The following is a 15848-nucleotide window of genomic DNA, read 5'->3' on the forward strand; positions in this document are numbered from 1 at the left end:
GCCTGGAATCCCCAATGTCCGATCGCCTGACCCTCCTGCGCCCCGACGACTGGCACATCCATCTGCGCGATGGTGCCGTCTTGCCACATACCGTTGGCGACGTGGCGCGCACCTTCGCCCGTGCCATCATCATGCCCAACCTCGTGCCCCCGGTGCGCAACGCCGCCGAAGCCGGCGCCTACCGTGAGCGCATCCTCGCGGCGCGTCCGGCCGGCAGCCGCTTCGAGCCGCTGATGGTGCTCTACCTCACCGACCGCACCAGCGCCGAAGATGTCCACGCGGCCAAGGCCAGCGGTATCGTGTACGCCGCCAAACTGTACCCGGCCGGCGCCACCACCAACTCCGATTCCGGCGTGACCAGCATCGACAACATCTTCCCGGCGATCGAGGCCCTGGCCGAGACCGGCCTGCCCCTGCTGGTGCATGGTGAAGTGACGCGCAGCGAGATCGACGTGTTCGACCGTGAGAAGCGTTTCATCGACGAGCACATGCGCCGCCTGGTCGAGCGTTTCCCCACGCTGAAAGTGGTCTTCGAACACATCACCACCAGTGACGCCGCGCAGTTCGTCACCGAAGCCCCGGCCAACGTCGGCGCGACCATCACCGCCCAGCACCTGCTGTACAACCGCAACCACATGCTGGTCGGCGGTATCCGCCCGCACTTCTATTGCCTGCCGATCCTCAAGCGCAACACCCACCAGGTGGCGCTGCTGGACGCGGCCACCAGTGGCAACCCGAAGTTCTTCCTCGGCACCGACTCCGCCCCTCATGCCCAGCACGCCAAGGAAGCCGCCTGTGGCTGCGCTGGCTGCTACACCGCCTACGCCGCCATCGAGATGTATGCCGAAGCGTTCGAGCAGCGTAACGCGCTGGACAAGCTCGAAGGCTTTGCCAGCAAGCATGGCCCGGACTTCTACGGCCTGGCGCGCAACACCGACACCATCACCCTGGTGCGCGAAGAGTGGACGGCACCCGCCAGTCTGCCGTTCGGCGACAACACCGTGATCCCGCTGCGTGCCGGTGAAAAACTGCGCTGGCGCCTGCTGGAGGACAACGCGTGAGCGAAGACCTCTACGACGACGATCAGGACAGCCAGGGCAGCAGCGGTTCACGCCATCCGATGGCCGAACGTTTCCGTGGTTATCTGCCGGTAGTGGTGGATGTCGAGACAGGCGGCTTCAACAGCGCCACCGACGCCCTGCTGGAAATCGCCGCAGTGACCATCGGCATGGACGAGAAGGGCTTCCTGTTCCCCGAGCACACCTACTTCTTCCGGGTCGAACCCTTTGAAGGTGCCAACATCGAGCAGGCCGCGCTGGAGTTCACCGGGATCAAGCTGGACCACCCACTGCGCATGGCCGTGAGCGAGGAAAGCGCGCTCACCGACATCTTCCGTGGCGTGCGCAAGGCACTCAAGGCCAACGGCTGCAAACGCGCGATCCTGGTCGGGCACAACAGCAGCTTCGACCTGGGCTTCCTCAATGCCGCGGTGGCGCGCAACGACCTCAAGCGCAACCCCTTCCACCCGTTCTCCAGCTTCGACACCGCAACACTTGCCGGCCTGGCGTACGGCCAGACCGTGCTGGCACGGGCCTGCCAGAGCGCCGACATCGACTTCGATGGCCGCGAGGCGCACTCGGCACGCTACGACACCGAGAAGACCGCCGAGCTGTTCTGCGGCATCGTCAACCGCTGGAAAGAAATGGGCGGCTGGCGCGATTTCAACGACTAAGCTGCAAGCTTCAAGCGACAAGAAAGAGCAGCCTACATGCGCCAGGCTTTTCACTTGTGGCTTGTAGCTTGAAACTTGAGACAAAAAAACCGGCCACCAGGGCCGGTTTTTTTATGCGCTTGGCAAATTACAGCTTGCCAGCGTTCTCGCTCAGGTAAGCGGCAACGCCTTCCGGCGAAGCGTTCATGCCCTTGTCGCCTTTTTTCCAGTTGGCCGGGCAGACTTCGCCGTGCTCTTCGTGGAACTGCAGGGCGTCAACCAGGCGCAGCAGCTCGTCCATGTTGCGGCCCAGTGGCAGGTCGTTGACGATCTGCGAACGAACAACACCGTTGGTGTCGATCAGGAAGGCGCCACGGAAGGCCACGCCGCCTTCGGACTCGACGTCGTAGGCCTTGCAGATTTCGTGGGTCATGTCGGCTGCCAGGGTGTACTTGACCTGGCCGATGCCGCCGTTGTTGACCGGGGTGTTACGCCAGGCGTTGTGGGTGAAGTGCGAGTCGATCGACACGCCGATCACTTCCACGTTGCGAGCCTGGAAGTCAGGGATGCGGTTGTCCAGGGCGATCAGCTCGGACGGGCAGACGAAGGTGAAGTCCAGCGGGTAGAAGAACACCAGGCCGTACTTGCCTTTGATGGCCGAGGACAGGGTGAAGCTGTCGACGATTTCGCCATTGCCCAGTACGGCAGGGACGGTGAAGTCTGGGGCTTTTTTGCCAACGAGTACGCTCATTCGATTTCTCCTGATGAGGGGTGAAAAACCTTGCCCGGGCAGAATGAGTTCCCCCGGATCCGGCAAAGGCCGACCATCATACACGGCTTCTGATGACAGGCCGAATCTCTACCACCGGTCGCTCAAGGGCGGCCCTTTCAGGAAGTGCTTTGACAAGCATTCTCATTACCATTACTCTCCAACCCATCGAATCCAACCGTAATGGTCAGCCTTTATGTATGTGTGTCTCTGTGTCGGTGTCACCGATGGACAGATCCGCGATGCGATCTACGAAGGATGCTGCAGCTACAAGGACGTTCGAGCCGCCACCAACGTCGCCAGCCAGTGCGGTAAATGCGCCTGCCTCGCCAAGCAGGTGGTGCGTGAGACGCTGACCGAGCTGCAACTCAGCCAACAGGCTGCACTCCCCTACCCCGTTGAATTCAACGCGGCGTAAAAAAGAATTTCGAAGAACCGGGCCCAGTGCCCGGTTTTTTTATGCCTGAAATTCAATAAGTTAGCGCCCGAACGCGGTTCACAAACATTCTTATTCCGATTAATTTTCACTTATTATTCAATAACTTAGGTTTGACATAGGTAGTTGTCGGGCTCAAACTTGTTTTCATTGGCTCAACTTCTACAGGGCAGGACCCCATCATGAAAGGCGACGTAAGCGTCATCCAGCATCTCAACAAGATCCTCGGAAACGAGCTGGTCGCAATCAACCAGTACTTCCTGCACGCACGCATGTACGAAGATTGGGGCCTGAACAAGATCGGCAAATTCGAATACAAAGAATCCATCCAGGCGATGAAGGACGCTGACAAGCTGATCAAGCGCATCCTCTTCCTCGAAGGCATCCCCAATGTCCAGGACCTGGGCAAGCTGATGATCGGCGAGCACACCAAAGAGATGCTCGAGTGCGATCTGAAGCTTGAGAAAAAGGCCCACGCCGACCTGAAAGCCGCCATCGCCCATTGTGAAACTGCAGGCGACTTCGGCTCGCGCGATGTGCTCGAAGACATCCTCGAAGACCAGGAAGAGCACATCGACTGGCTGGAAACCCAGCTGGGCCTGATCGACAAGATCACCATCGAGAACTACCTGCAGTCGCAGATGGGCGAAGAGTAATCATCGCCAGATACGCCAAAGCCCCGCCAAGTGCGGGGCTTTTTATTGGGGTGTAGGTTAATGCCAGTCGGTTAGCGCTTCATTGCCACTAATGGGGCTGCCTTGCAGCCCTTCGCGGGTAAACCCGCTCCCACAGGATTGCGCAAAAATCTCAAGCTAGCGCTGGACCTGTGGGAGCGGGTTTACCCGCGAAGGGCCGCAGTGCGGCCCCAATTGGCTTAACTGACTGGCATTGAGGTGTTGGAACTCTTTATCCAAGCAACAAAAAGCCCCGCATATGCGGGGCTTTTGCATTCCGGCGCGATAACGCTGGAATCAGGCCTCGGAAGCCTTGGCCTTGGCAGCCGCGTCCTTGATCAGGGCCTGCAGCTCACCCTTTTCGAACATTTCCAGCATGATGTCGCTACCGCCGACCAGCTCACCGGCCACCCACAGTTGCGGGAAGGTTGGCCAGTTGGCGTACTTGGGCAGGTTGGCGCGGATTTCCGGGTTCTGCAGGATGTCGACGTAGGCGAACTTCTCGCCGCAACCCATCACCGCTTGCGATGCCTTGGCCGAGAAGCCGCACTGCGGGGCATTCGGCGAGCCTTTCATGTAAAGCAGAATGGTGTTGTTGGCGATCTGCTCTTTGATTGTTTCGATGATATCCATGAAGCACCTCGGCTGAACTTTCCGACATGGTTGTCGGCACGGTGACGCATTGTATCGGAAACCCGAGCGGCATGCTCGGCCTTGCCGACCGTTATGCGGCCTCCACCTGCACCGGTACACCATTGAGTGCCGCATTGCCGGAAACACCATCACGCAGGCGCTCGTCGGTGAGGTCATTGGCACTCACCCCGGGTTGCGCGCTGGCCACCTGCAACTGGGCGCCCTTGCGCCCATGCCCGTAGCCATGGGGCAGGCTGACCACCCCCGGCATCATCTCCTCGCTGGCCTGGACCTGCACTTCGAGCACGCCGGTGCGTGAACGCACACGTACCGTCTGGCCGTCCTGCAGTTGGCGCTGATGCAAGTCGAGCGGGTGCATCAGCAACTGATGACGCGGCTTGCCTTTTACCAGCCGATGGAAGTTGTGCATCCACGAGTTGTTGCTGCGCACATGACGGCGGCCGATCAGCAACAACTGGCCAGGTTCCGGCGGCAATTGCCGGGCCAGCCGTTGCAGGTCTTCAAGCAGGGCCGCTGGGGCTGCTTCGACCGCCTGGCTGGCGGTACGCAAGCGATCAGCGAGGTTCGGCGTCAGCGGCCCCAGGTCGAGGCCATGGGGATGCTGGTCGAGGGTTTGCAGCGACAGCTTCCAGGTTGACGCATCACCATAAGGCCCCTTGCGCAGCGCGTAGTCGATCATCTGCGCCGGCGGCATGGTCGCCCTCAGTTCGGCCTGGGTGCGAGCCGCAAAAGCCTTGGCCAGGCCGACGAAAATCTCCCAGTCGTGCAATGCCCCCTCGGGCTTGGCCAGGATCGCCCGGTTGAAACGGCTCACGTTGCGTACCGCCAGCAGATTGAAGGTGGAGTCGTAGTGATCATTCTCCAGCGCCGAAGTCGAGGGCAGGATCAGGTCGGCATGGCGGGTGGTCTCGTTGATGTACAGGTCGATGCTGAGCATGAAGTCGAGCCCGTCCAACGCCTCATCCAGGCGTCGCCCGTTGGGCGTGGACAATACCGGGTTGCCTGCGACGGTCACCAGCGCCCGGATCTGCCCTTCGCCCGGCTCGAGGATCTCTTCGGCCAGGGCTGACACCGGCAGTTCGCCGCCATATTCCGGCAGGCCCGAGACCCTGCTCTGCCATTGGTTGAAATGCCCGCCCGAGGTGCTGGCCACCAGGTCCACCGCCGGTTCGGTACACAGGGCACCGCCTTCGCGGTCGAGATTGCCGGTGACCAGGTTGATCAGTTGCACCAGCCAGTGGCACAGCGAACCGAAGGCCTGGGTGGAAACCCCCATCCGGCCATAGCAAACGGCGTTGCCTGCGGCCGCGAAGTCCCGGGCCAGTTGGCGGATATCCTGCGCCGGGATGCCGCAGAGCCCGCTCATCGCCTCGGCATCGAAGGGTGCAATGGCCTGGCGCACCTGATCCAGCCCGTTGACCGGCAAGTGCGATCCGCGGGCCAGGCCCTCCGCGAACAGGGTATGCAGCAGCGCAGCCAGCAGCGCCGCATCGCCACCGGGGCGGATGAACAGATGCTGATCGGCCATCGCCGCCGTCTCGCTGCGCCGCGGGTCGACCACCACCAGGCGCCCGCCCCTGGCCTTCAGCGCCTTCAGCCGCTTCTCCACATCCGGCACCGTCATGATGCTGCCGTTCGAAGCCAGCGGGTTGCCACCGAGTATCAACATGAAGCGGGTGTGATCGATGTCAGGGATCGGCAACAGCAAGCCATGGCCGTACATCAGATGGCTGGTCAGATGCTGGGGCAACTGGTCGACCGAGGTGGCAGAGAAGCGGTTGCGGGTCTTGAGCAGGCCGAGGAAATAGTTGCTGTGGGTCATCAGCCCATAGTTGTGCACGCTGGGGTTGCCCTGATAAACCGCGACGGCGTTGCGCCCATGGGCCTGCTGCACCGCCCATAGGCGTTCGGCGGCGAGCGTGAACGCCTCGTCCCAGCCAATCGGCTGCCACTGGTCGCCGATACGCCGATGGGGCTGGCGCAGGCGGTCGGGGTCTTCCTGGATATCCTGCAGGGCGACTGCCTTGGGGCAGATATGCCCACGGCTGAACGGGTCCTGCGGGTCGCCCTTGATCGAGCTGATCCGCGCCCGGCCGTCGGCTTCGTGGGTCACTTCGATGTTCAGGCCGCAGATGGCCTCGCACAGGTGACAGGCTCGGTGATGCAGGGTCTTGGTCATGGCCGCCTCTGCCGTGTTGTTCTGGACGTTCGACTATGCGCCGCCCCGGCAAGCCTCACTAGCGCGCTTCGCGGCGTGAATCTACCGACATCAGGCCCACGATTCGCGACAGCAGGTTTGCCAAACGCGCGCCAGGCCGTGTACAACCCCTGTAGCAAATAAAAAACAGCGCGCCTGCAGTGGGTTACGACACCCGCTGATACAGAGACAGTGTTTCCCCTCTTGGTTTGAGGCGACATTTAATTATAGTATTGCGCCTTTCCCTATTCCGTCCGCCCCGTGCGGCTTACGCCGCAGGTCACTCCCGTTGTCAACAAAACCCATACGGTCGACCTGCACACCGTTGCAGATAAGGTAGTCAATCATGAGCGCTAGGCACTTTCTCTCCCTGCTGGATTTCACCACCGACGAATTGCTCGGTGTGATCCGCCGAGGCATCGAGCTGAAGGACCTGCGCAAGCGTGGCGTGCTGTTCGAGCCCCTGAAGAACCGCGTGCTGGGGATGATCTTCGAAAAGTCCTCGACCCGTACCCGGGTGTCGTTCGAGGCGGGCATGATCCAGCTCGGCGGCCAGGCCATCTTCCTGTCGCCGCGTGACACCCAGCTGGGCCGCGGCGAGCCGATTGCCGACAGCGCCATCGTGTTGTCGAGCATGGTCGATGCGGTGATGATCCGCACCCACGCCCACAGCACCCTCACCGAATTCGCCGCCCATTCGCGGGTGCCGCTGATCAACGGCCTGTCCGACGAGTCGCACCCCTGCCAGCTGCTGGCCGACATGCAGACCTTCCTTGAACACCGCGGCTCGATCCAGGGCAAGACCGTGGCCTGGATCGGCGATGGCTTCAACATGTGCAACTCGTACATCGAAGCCGCTCGCCAGTTCGACTTCCAGCTGCGCATCGCCTGCCCCGAGGGCTATGACCCCGATCCACGCTTCCTGCAATTGGGCGGTGACCGCGTGCAGATCGTCCGTGATCCGAAGGAAGCCGTACGCGGCGCCCACCTGGTGACCACGGATGTCTGGACTTCCATGGGCCAGGAAGAGGAAACTGCACGGCGCCTGGCGCACTTCGCGCCTTACCAGGTCACCCGCGCACTGCTCGACCTGGCGGCACCCGATGCCCTGTTCATGCACTGCCTGCCCGCCCACCGTGGCGAGGAAATCAGCCAGGACCTGCTCGACGACCCCCGTTCGGTCGCCTGGGACCAGGCTGAGAACCGCCTGCATGCGCAGAAGGCCCTTCTCGAATTCCTTGTAGAACCGGCTTACCACCACGCATGAGTCAACCCCTACTGCTCAACCTGCGCGACCTCGCCTGCGGCTACGGCGAGCAGCGCATCGTCCAGAACCTCAATCTGCACCTGAACGCAGGCGACATCGGTTGCCTGCTGGGCCCCTCCGGGTGCGGCAAGACCACCACGCTGCGCGCCATCGCCGGTTTCGAGCCGGTGCATGAAGGCGAGATCCAGCTGGCCGGCGAAGTCATCTCCCGTGCAGGTTTCACCCTGGCTCCGGAGAAACGCCGGATCGGCATGGTGTTCCAGGACTACGCGCTGTTCCCCCACCTGACCGTGGCGCAGAACATCGCCTTCGGCATCGGCAAGCACCCGCAACAGGCGGCCGTGGTCGAGGAGATGCTCGAGCTGGTCAAGCTGGGCGGCCTCGGTGGGCGCTACCCACACGAGTTGTCCGGCGGCCAGCAACAACGGGTCGCACTGGCCCGCGCATTGGCGCCGGAGCCACAACTGCTGCTGCTCGACGAGCCGTTCTCCAACCTCGACGTCGAGTTGCGCAGGCGCCTCAGCCACGAGGTGCGTGACATCCTCAAGAGCCGTGGCACCAGCGCCATCCTGGTCACCCACGACCAGGAAGAAGCCTTCGCCGTCAGTGACCACGTTGGCGTGTTCAAGGAAGGCCGCCTGGAGCAGTGGGATACCCCCTACAACCTCTACCACGAGCCGCAGACCCCCTTCGTTGCCAGCTTCATCGGCCAGGGTTACTTCATTCGCGGCCAGATGAGCAGCCACGAGGCGGTGACCACCGAGCTCGGCGAACTGCGGGGCAATCGCGCCTACACCATGGCCCCGGGCAGTTCGGTGGACGTGTTGCTGCGCCCGGATGACATCATCCATGCGCCCGACGGCAAATTGCGTGCGCAAATCGTCGGCAAGAGCTTCCTCGGCGCCTCGACCCTGTATCGCCTGCAGTTGCCCACCGGCAGCCAGCTCGAAGCGATCTTCCCCAGCCACATCGACCATCAGGTAGGCCAGGACATCGGCATCGCCGTGGCGGCCGACCACCTGGTGCTGTTCCCGGTGCCCGGCAGCGTAGCCGCGCAGTTGCCACGTCAGGAGAACGGCGTGCGCCGCGTCAGCTCGGCGCTCTGAGGCGTCCAGAACATCGCGGGGCAAGCCCGCTCCCACGACCAACGTGGGAGCGGGCTTGCCCCGCGACTATCAAAGCATCAAGGTGCCACTCGCCACCCGGCGAGCCTGCCCACCGATCTTCACCCGCTCACCTTCCAGCCTGCATGACAGCTCACCGCCCCTGGCCGAGCACTGGAAAGCACTCAACTCGGTTTTGCCAAGGCGTTCAGCCCAGTACGGGATGAGCAGGCAATGGGTGGAGCCGGTTACCGGGTCTTCGGGGATGCCGATTGCCGGGGCGAAGTAGCGCGATACGAAGTCATGCCTGGCCCCGGGCGCCGTCACAATTACGCCAAGCCCGGGCAGACGCGCCACCGCAGCCATGTCCGGCGTGCAATCACGCACCGCCTGCTCCGACGGCAACACCACGAACAGCTCCTTGCTCTGGCGCACTTCCAGTACCTCGCAGCCCAACGCCTCGGCAACCGGCAAAGGCTCGGCAACCGGCTGCGAATCGATGCGCGGGAAGTCCAGCCACAAGCGGTCCCCTTCACGGCTGACGCTCAACAGCCCTGACTGGCTCTGGAAATCCAGTCGCGCCTTCTGCTCGCCATACACCTCGAACAGCACATAGGCGCTGGCCAGGGTGGCATGGCCGCATAGCGGCACTTCGGTACTTGGGGTGAACCAGCGGATCCGATATCCGTCCCCGTCCGCCACCACGAACGCGGTCTCGGCAAGGTTGTGCTCGGCGGCGATCTGCTGCATCAGCGCCTCGTCGAGCCACTGCTCCAGGTGATAAACCATGGCGGGGTTGCCGGCGAAGGGTCGATCGCTGAACGCGTCGACCTGATGGAAGTGCAACTGCATGACACGCTCCCTCTGTCTTTTTGGAAAGGGCCCGAGCATGGCGCACGGGGCCCGGACCGAACAGTGACAGAGTCGAGAAAATTACCACCATACAGATGCTCAGCCGCGACCAATCCCGGCAAATTGCCCCTGGGTATGGGTTGCCAGCACCGCCGCTGCCAGCTCCACCTCCAGGCCACGTCGGCCAGCGCTGACGTGAATGGTTTCATGTTGTTGCGCGGACTCGTCGATGAAGGTACGCAGACGCTTCTTCTGCCCCAACGGGCTGATGCCGCCCACAAGGTAACCCGTGGCACGTTGGGCAGCCTGCGGGTCGGCCATTTCGCACTTCTTCACCCCCGCCGCATGGGCCAGCGCCTTGAGATCGAGGGTACCGACCACCGGCACCACCGCCACCAGCAACTCGCCCTTCTCGCTGCTGGCCAGCAGCGTCTTGAACACCCGCAGCGGGTCAAGGCCAAGCTTCTCGGCCGCTTCCAGGCCATAGGAAGCAGTCTTCGGGTCATGTTCGTAACTGTGCACGCGGTACTCGGCGCGCGCCTTTTTCAGCAGGTCCAGGGCGGGGGTCATCGAGGGCTCCAGTCGATCGCAGGTCGCCGGCTACTGTAGGGCAAATCCCCCAGGCCAGCCAGCACAGCCGCAGCCTAGAGCGGCGGCCAAGGGTTCGCAGGCAGGCCTCTCGGTCAGATTGTGGCCAATCGTTCACTTTCGACCTTTGACATCAGCGTTTCTTGTCTATATTTTTTCGTTTCTGAATACATGGTGCACCTATAAGGTGCACTTCCTGCACCCGCCCGGCGTCAATGGGGATCGACTCCGGGCTTTTTTGCTGTCGAGCGCACCGCGCCTCACAACAACAAGAACCGAGGTCATACATGACGACTGCTCTACGCCAACCGACGCTTTCCGCCCAATGCATGGCCGAGTTCCTCGGCACCGCGCTACTCATCTTCTTCGGCACAGGCTGTGTCGCCGCCCTCAAGGTTGCCGGCGCCAGCTTCGGCCTGTGGGAAATCAGCATCATCTGGGGGGTCGGCGTGAGCATGGCGATCTACCTCACCGCCGGCGTTTCCGGCGCGCACCTGAACCCGGCCGTGAGCATCGCCCTCACCCTGTTCGCCGGCTTCGACAAACGCAAACTGCCGTTCTACATCCTCGCCCAGGTGTGTGGCGCGTTCTGTGGCGCCGCGCTCGTTTACACGCTGTACAGCAACCTGTTCTTCGATTTCGAACAGGCCCACGCCATGTTGCGCGGCAGCCAGGCTAGCCTGGAACTGGCCTCGGTGTTCTCCACCTACCCGCACCCGGCGCTGTCCACCGGCCAGGCGTTCCTGGTCGAAGTGATCATCACCGCCATCCTGATGGCCGTGATCATGGCCCTGACCGACGACAACAACGGCCTGCCCCGTGGCGCCACCGCGCCACTGCTGATCGGCCTGCTGATCGCCGTGATCGGCAGCGCCATGGGCCCTCTGACCGGCTTTGCGATGAACCCGGCGCGGGATTTCGGGCCCAAGCTGATGACCTTCCTCGCTGGCTGGGGCGACATCGCCTTTACCGGCGGGCGTGACATTCCCTATTTCCTGGTACCGGTGTTCGCACCGATTCTCGGCGCCAGCCTTGGTGCGGCCCTTTACCGCGGGCTGATCGCCCGCAACCTGCCGACGGCAGAAGCCGAGAAGCCACAGACAGACGATAATCCTCAGGGTGATGCCCAGGTTTCCTGATGCCAGCGCCGGGCTCAAATGCTCGCCACGCCCTGAACCACTCCTAATTCCTGCAAGGCCATCGACATGACAGACACCCAGGACAAGAACTACATCATTGCCCTCGACCAGGGCACCACCAGTTCTCGGGCCATCATCTTCGACCGCGACGCCAACGTGGTCGGCACCTCGCAGCGCGAGTTCGCCCAGCACTACCCGCAGGCCGGCTGGGTCGAGCACGACCCGATGGAAATCTTCGCCACACAAAGCGCGACCATGGTCGAAGCCCTGGCCCAGGCCGGTATCAGCCACGCCCAGGTAGCCGCCATCGGCATCACCAACCAGCGTGAAACCACCGTGGTGTGGGACAAGGAAACCGGCCGCCCGGTGTACAACGCCATTGTCTGGCAGTGCCGCCGCAGCACCGAGATCTGCGCCCAGCTCAAGCGTGACGGCCACGAACAGTACATCCGCGAAACCACCGGCCTGGTCACCGACCCGTACTTCTCCGGCACCAAGCTCAAGTGGATCCTCGACAACGTCGAAGGTGTTCGCGAGCGCGCCGAGCGCGGCGAGCTGCTGTTCGGCACCATCGATACCTGGCTGATCTGGAAGTTCTCCGGCGGCAAGGTGCATGTCACCGACTACACCAACGCCTCGCGCACCTTGATGTTCAACATCCATACCCTGGCGTGGGACGAGAAGCTGCTGGATATCCTCGGCATCCCGCGGCAGATGCTGCCCGAAGTGCGCCCTTCGTCGGAGGTCTATGGCCAGACCAAGAGCGGCATCAAGATCGCCGGTATCGCCGGCGACCAGCAATCGGCGCTGTTCGGCCAGATGTGCGTGGAGCCCGGCCAGGCCAAGAACACCTACGGCACCGGCTGCTTCCTGCTGATGAACACCGGCGACAAGGCCGTCGCTTCGTCCCACGGCCTGCTCACCACCATCGCCTGCGGCCCGCGCGGCGAAGTGGCCTATGCCCTGGAAGGCGCCGTGTTCAACGGTGGCTCCACCGTGCAGTGGCTGCGTGACGAACTGAAGATCATCAACGACGCCTACGACACCGAGTACTTCGCCAGCAAGGTCAAGGACAGCAACGGCGTGTACCTGGTACCCGCCTTCACCGGCCTCGGCGCGCCCTACTGGGACCCCTATGCCCGTGGCGCGCTGTTCGGCCTGACCCGCGGCGTGAAAGTCGACCACATCATCCGTGCCGCGCTGGAGTCGATCGCCTACCAGACCCGCGACGTGCTCGACGCCATGCAGCAGGACTGCGGCCAGCGCCTGAGCGAACTGCGCGTGGATGGCGGTGCGGTGGCCAACAACTTCCTCATGCAGTTCCAGGCCGACATCCTCGGCACCTGCGTCGAGCGCCCGAAAATGCGCGAGACCACCGCCCTCGGCGCCGCCTACCTGGCCGGCCTGGCTTGCGGTTTCTGGAGCGGCCTGGACGAGCTGCGCGACAAGGCGATCATCGAGCGCGAATTCAGCCCGCAACTGGATGAAAGCGAGAAAGAGAAACTCTACAAAGGCTGGCGTAAGGCCGTGGATCGCACCCGCGACTGGGAAGATCACGACGCCTGACCCCCACCTTGTGAAGGAGCCAGCTTGCTGGCTCCTCTCGCTATGGAGGTCGCATCCAGACTGGTCGTCCTCCCCTTCCTACGGCATCATTGCAGAATTTTTCAGGCTGCCCCCAAGGACCGCCCATGAATCTGCCTCCACGCCAACAACAAATCCTCGAGCTGGTCCGCGAACGCGGCTACGTCAGCATCGAGGAAATGGCTCAGCTGTTCGTCGTCACCCCGCAGACCATCCGCCGCGATATCAACCAGCTCGCCGAGGCCAACCTGCTGCGTCGCTACCACGGTGGCGCCGCCTACGACTCGAGTATCGAGAACACCGCCTACGCCATGCGCGCCGACCAGATGCGCGACGAGAAGCAGCGCATTGCCGAAGCCGTGGCCCGGCAGATCCCCGACCATGCCTCGCTGTTCATCAACATCGGCACAACTACCGAATCCATCGCCCGCGCCCTGCTCAACCACAACCACCTGAAGATCATCACCAACAACCTGCACGTAGCGGCGATCCTTGGCGCCAAGGACGACTTCGAAGTGCTGGTGGCCGGCGGCACGGTGCGCCGCGACGGCGGCGTGGTAGGCCAGGCCAGCGTCGACTTCATCAGCCAGTTCAAGGTCGACTTCGCCGTGGTCGGCATCAGCGGCATCGACGAGGACGGCAGCCTGCTGGACTTCGACTATCAGGAAGTGCGCGTGTCCCAGGCGATCATCGCCAACGCCCGCCAAGTGATCCTCGCTGCGGACTCCAGCAAGTTCGGCCGTAACGCCATGGTTCGCCTGGGTTCGATCAGCCTGATCGATTGCCTGGTAACCGATCAGGCCCCTACCCCCGCCCTGAGCCAACTGCTCAACCAGTACAAGATCCGCCTGGACGTGGTCTGACGCCCCCGTTGTGCAGGAGCCGGCTCGCCGGCCCCGCACGATGTTCGTAAATGTTCATTTAATTGTCATCCGATCAGTTTTTTCTATAAAGACTCACTGGCGGCCGCCTGTTCATTGCGCTAGTATTTTCGCAAACGAACATCAATGTTCATATTCGATATGAACAGCCCAGGAGGCCTTGCCGTGTCCCAGCCCGTTTCGCCCCAACCCCTCGACTGCTACGACCTCGCCGTGATCGGTGGCGGCATCAATGGCGTGGGCATCGCGGCAGACGCCGCCGGGCGCGGCCTGAAGGTGTTCCTTTGCGAAAAGGACGATCTGGCCCGGCACACCTCCTCGGCCAGCAGCAAGCTGATCCACGGCGGCCTGCGCTATCTCGAGCACTACGAATTTCGCCTGGTGCGCGAAGCCCTCGCCGAGCGCGAAGTGCTGCTGGCCAAGGCCCCGCACATCGTCAAGCCAATGCGCTTCGTCCTGCCGCACCAGCCACACCTGCGCCCGGCCTGGATGATCCGCGCCGGCCTGTTCCTCTATGACCACCTGGGCAAGCGCAAGCGCCTGGGCGCCTCGCGCGGCCTGCGCTTCGGCCCGGGCTACCCGCTCAAGCCTGCCATCACCCGCGGCTTCGAATACGCCGACTGCGCTGTCGACGACGCACGCCTGGTGGTGGTCAACGCCATGGCCGCCCGCGAGAAAGGCGCACACATCCATACCCGCACCCGTTGCCTGCGTGCCGAGCGCGTCGAGGGCATCTGGGAAGTGCAGCTGCAACATGCCGACGGCAGCCTGAAGACCATCCGCGCCCGCGCCCTGGTCAACGCCGCCGGCCCCTGGGTGGCCAGTTTCATCAAGGACGACCTCAAGCTCGACGCGCCTTACGGCATCCGCCTGATCCAGGGCAGCCACCTGATCGTGCCGCGCCTTTACGAAGGCGAGCATGCCTACATCCTGCAGAACGAAGACCAGCGCATCGTCTTCTGCATCCCCTACCTGGACCGCTTCACCCTGATCGGCACCACCGACCGCGAATACAGCGGCGACCCGGCCAAAGTGGCGATCACCGAGCAGGAGACCGATTACCTGCTCAAAGTGGTCAACGAACACTTCAACCACCAGTTGAGCCGCGCCGATATCCTGCACACCTACTCCGGCGTGCGCCCGCTGTGCAACGACGAGTCGGACAACCCCTCGGCAGTGACCCGCGACTACACCCTGGCGCTGTCCGCCGCAGCTGGTGAAGCGCCACTGCTGTCGGTGTTCGGCGGCAAGCTCACCACCTACCGCAAACTGGCCGAATCGGCGATGGCCGAACTCAAGCCGTTCTTCACCCAGATGCGCGGCAGCTGGACCGCCGATGCGCCACTTCCCGGCGGCGAAAGCATGACCAGCGTGCAGGCACTGGTGGACGCCTTGCTGGCCAGCCATGCCTGGCTGCCGCTGGATATCGCCAAGCGTTGGGCGGTGACTTACGGCAGCCGCGTCTGGCGCCTGCTCGAGGGCGTGAATGGCCCCGAGGACTTGGGCCAGGCCATCGGTGGCGGCCTGTTCACCCGCGAAGTGGACTACCTGTGCAGCCAGGAGTGGGCGGTCGACGCCGACGACATCCTCTGGCGCCGGACCAAGCTGGGGCTGTTCACCAGCGCGGCCGAGCAGCAGGCGCTGGCCGATTACCTGCGGCAGGCTGAACAGCAGCGCACGCGAGGGCGTGCGGCCTGACACTTCGACGACGCCCGGGCTTGCCCGGGCGTTCTTTTTTGAAGTTCCACATAAATTGCCAACCCCCTCGCACCGCCTCCCAGCCGCTCACAACCATTCGGATTTCCGAACGACACATAACCACTCATTCGGAAATCCGCACGAAACAATCGGCTTCAATACCGTCAAAAAAGATTAATCCCCAGTGTTTTCGCGCCGTTATGATCATTGCCAGAGCTTGGCACGACTCATGCTCTACACTTGGTAGCCGAATGCACCCGCTTCATTGCGGTATTCGTTGAACGAAAGAGTCCGC

The 15848-nt window shown here is 62.9% G+C and carries 15 protein-coding genes; 10 read left to right on the top strand and 5 right to left on the bottom strand.

Translation table 11 applies throughout. The features are described from left to right. The first annotated feature begins 14 nt into the window (after positions 1-14). Complete coding sequence (gene pyrC, locus F6X61_RS08850) at positions 15-1061, top strand: dihydroorotase (RefSeq protein ID WP_153786285.1); 1047 nt, start codon at positions 15-17, stop codon at positions 1059-1061. After that, positions 1058-1732 (top strand): ribonuclease T, encoded by a 675-nt coding sequence (gene rnt / locus F6X61_RS08855; protein ID WP_153786286.1) that lies wholly within the window; start codon positions 1058-1060, stop codon positions 1730-1732. The genes pyrC and rnt overlap by 4 nt, the downstream gene beginning before the upstream one ends. A 127-nt stretch (positions 1733-1859) precedes the next feature. Here rnt and F6X61_RS08860 read toward each other — a convergent pair whose 3' ends face one another. Continuing rightward, entirely contained in the window at positions 1860-2462 is a 603-nt protein-coding gene (locus tag F6X61_RS08860; RefSeq protein WP_153786287.1) for a peroxiredoxin, read from the bottom strand. A gap of 214 nt (positions 2463-2676) precedes the next feature. On the opposite strand from F6X61_RS08860, the gene F6X61_RS08865 reads away from it, so the two are divergent. Together F6X61_RS08865 and bfr are read left to right on the top strand one after the other, a co-directional pair. Further along, positions 2677-2898 (top strand): bacterioferritin-associated ferredoxin, encoded by a 222-nt coding sequence (locus F6X61_RS08865; protein ID WP_110995144.1) that lies wholly within the window; start codon positions 2677-2679, stop codon positions 2896-2898. Between the two features lie 200 nt (positions 2899-3098). Next, positions 3099-3572 carry a bacterioferritin gene (bfr, locus tag F6X61_RS08870; protein WP_110995143.1) on the top strand — a complete coding sequence of 158 codons (474 nt, stop codon included), beginning with the start codon at positions 3099-3101 and terminating at the stop codon, positions 3570-3572. Between the two features lie 315 nt (positions 3573-3887). On the opposite strand, the gene grxD is transcribed toward bfr, so the two are convergent. Both grxD and F6X61_RS08880 read right to left on the bottom strand, forming a co-directional pair. After that, positions 3888-4223 (bottom strand): Grx4 family monothiol glutaredoxin, encoded by a 336-nt coding sequence (gene grxD, locus F6X61_RS08875; protein ID WP_110995142.1) that lies wholly within the window; start codon positions 4221-4223, stop codon positions 3888-3890. A gap of 91 nt (positions 4224-4314) precedes the next feature. After that, complete coding sequence (locus tag F6X61_RS08880; RefSeq protein WP_153786288.1) at positions 4315-6423, bottom strand: molybdopterin oxidoreductase family protein; 2109 nt, start codon at positions 6421-6423, stop codon at positions 4315-4317. A gap of 364 nt (positions 6424-6787) precedes the next feature. Here F6X61_RS08880 and argF point away from each other — a divergent pair, with 364 nt between their 5' ends. Both argF and F6X61_RS08890 read left to right on the top strand, forming a co-directional pair. Then, positions 6788-7708 carry an ornithine carbamoyltransferase gene (argF, locus tag F6X61_RS08885; RefSeq protein ID WP_153786289.1) on the top strand — a complete coding sequence of 307 codons (921 nt, stop codon included), beginning with the start codon at positions 6788-6790 and terminating at the stop codon, positions 7706-7708. After that, positions 7705-8814 carry an ABC transporter ATP-binding protein gene (locus F6X61_RS08890; protein WP_153786290.1) on the top strand — a complete coding sequence of 370 codons (1110 nt, stop codon included), beginning with the start codon at positions 7705-7707 and terminating at the stop codon, positions 8812-8814. Before argF ends, F6X61_RS08890 begins: the two co-directional genes overlap by 4 nt. Before the next feature lie 69 nt (positions 8815-8883). Here the strand turns inward: F6X61_RS08890 and F6X61_RS08895 are convergent, their stop codons facing one another. Together F6X61_RS08895 and ybaK are read right to left on the bottom strand one after the other, a co-directional pair. Continuing rightward, positions 8884-9663 carry a PhzF family phenazine biosynthesis protein gene (locus F6X61_RS08895; RefSeq protein WP_153786291.1) on the bottom strand — a complete coding sequence of 260 codons (780 nt, stop codon included), beginning with the start codon at positions 9661-9663 and terminating at the stop codon, positions 8884-8886. Between the two features lie 99 nt (positions 9664-9762). Next, positions 9763-10233 (bottom strand): Cys-tRNA(Pro) deacylase, encoded by a 471-nt coding sequence (gene ybaK, locus F6X61_RS08900; RefSeq protein ID WP_110995137.1) that lies wholly within the window; start codon positions 10231-10233, stop codon positions 9763-9765. 305 nt (positions 10234-10538) lie between these two features. Here ybaK and F6X61_RS08905 point away from each other — a divergent pair, with 305 nt between their 5' ends. From F6X61_RS08905 to glpD, 4 genes are all read left to right on the top strand, one after another. Further along, on the top strand, positions 10539-11390 hold the full coding sequence (locus tag F6X61_RS08905; protein WP_125462848.1) for an MIP/aquaporin family protein: 852 nt from the start codon (positions 10539-10541) through the stop codon (positions 11388-11390). Positions 11391-11456: 66 nt separating this feature from the next. Further along, the gene (glpK, locus tag F6X61_RS08910; protein WP_153786292.1) at positions 11457-12956 is read left to right on the top strand and encodes a glycerol kinase GlpK; all 1500 of its coding nucleotides are present in this window, start codon (positions 11457-11459) and stop codon (positions 12954-12956) included. A gap of 125 nt (positions 12957-13081) precedes the next feature. Further along, positions 13082-13837 carry a DNA-binding transcriptional repressor GlpR gene (gene glpR / locus F6X61_RS08915; protein ID WP_153786293.1) on the top strand — a complete coding sequence of 252 codons (756 nt, stop codon included), beginning with the start codon at positions 13082-13084 and terminating at the stop codon, positions 13835-13837. Positions 13838-14020: 183 nt separating this feature from the next. Next, on the top strand, positions 14021-15553 hold the full coding sequence (glpD, locus tag F6X61_RS08920; RefSeq protein WP_153786294.1) for a glycerol-3-phosphate dehydrogenase: 1533 nt from the start codon (positions 14021-14023) through the stop codon (positions 15551-15553). The last annotated feature ends 295 nt before the right edge of the window (positions 15554-15848 follow it).

This window comes from Pseudomonas sp. EMN2, from assembly GCF_009650555.1.
Taxonomy (GTDB): domain Bacteria; phylum Pseudomonadota; class Gammaproteobacteria; order Pseudomonadales; family Pseudomonadaceae; genus Aquipseudomonas; species Aquipseudomonas sichuanensis.

What these genes read in the sequence shown, in the direction of transcription:
- F6X61_RS08860 (WP_153786287.1), bottom strand. Translation starts at nt 2,462, where the DNA reads ATGAGCGTACTCGTTGGCAAAAAAGCCCCAGACTTCACCGTCCCTGCC.
- glpK (WP_153786292.1), top strand. Translation starts at nt 11,457, where the DNA reads ATGACAGACACCCAGGACAAGAACTACATCATTGCCCTCGACCAGGGC.
- glpR (WP_153786293.1), top strand. Translation starts at nt 13,082, where the DNA reads ATGAATCTGCCTCCACGCCAACAACAAATCCTCGAGCTGGTCCGCGAA.
- F6X61_RS08905 (WP_125462848.1), top strand. Translation starts at nt 10,539, where the DNA reads ATGACGACTGCTCTACGCCAACCGACGCTTTCCGCCCAATGCATGGCC.
- bfr (WP_110995143.1), top strand. Translation starts at nt 3,099, where the DNA reads ATGAAAGGCGACGTAAGCGTCATCCAGCATCTCAACAAGATCCTCGGA.
- grxD (WP_110995142.1), bottom strand. Translation starts at nt 4,223, where the DNA reads ATGGATATCATCGAAACAATCAAAGAGCAGATCGCCAACAACACCATT.
- ybaK (WP_110995137.1), bottom strand. Translation starts at nt 10,233, where the DNA reads ATGACCCCCGCCCTGGACCTGCTGAAAAAGGCGCGCGCCGAGTACCGC.
- F6X61_RS08880 (WP_153786288.1), bottom strand. Translation starts at nt 6,423, where the DNA reads ATGACCAAGACCCTGCATCACCGAGCCTGTCACCTGTGCGAGGCCATC.
- F6X61_RS08895 (WP_153786291.1), bottom strand. Translation starts at nt 9,663, where the DNA reads ATGCAGTTGCACTTCCATCAGGTCGACGCGTTCAGCGATCGACCCTTC.
- F6X61_RS08865 (WP_110995144.1), top strand. Translation starts at nt 2,677, where the DNA reads ATGTATGTGTGTCTCTGTGTCGGTGTCACCGATGGACAGATCCGCGAT.
- F6X61_RS08890 (WP_153786290.1), top strand. Translation starts at nt 7,705, where the DNA reads ATGAGTCAACCCCTACTGCTCAACCTGCGCGACCTCGCCTGCGGCTAC.
- pyrC (WP_153786285.1), top strand. Translation starts at nt 15, where the DNA reads ATGTCCGATCGCCTGACCCTCCTGCGCCCCGACGACTGGCACATCCAT.
- argF (WP_153786289.1), top strand. Translation starts at nt 6,788, where the DNA reads ATGAGCGCTAGGCACTTTCTCTCCCTGCTGGATTTCACCACCGACGAA.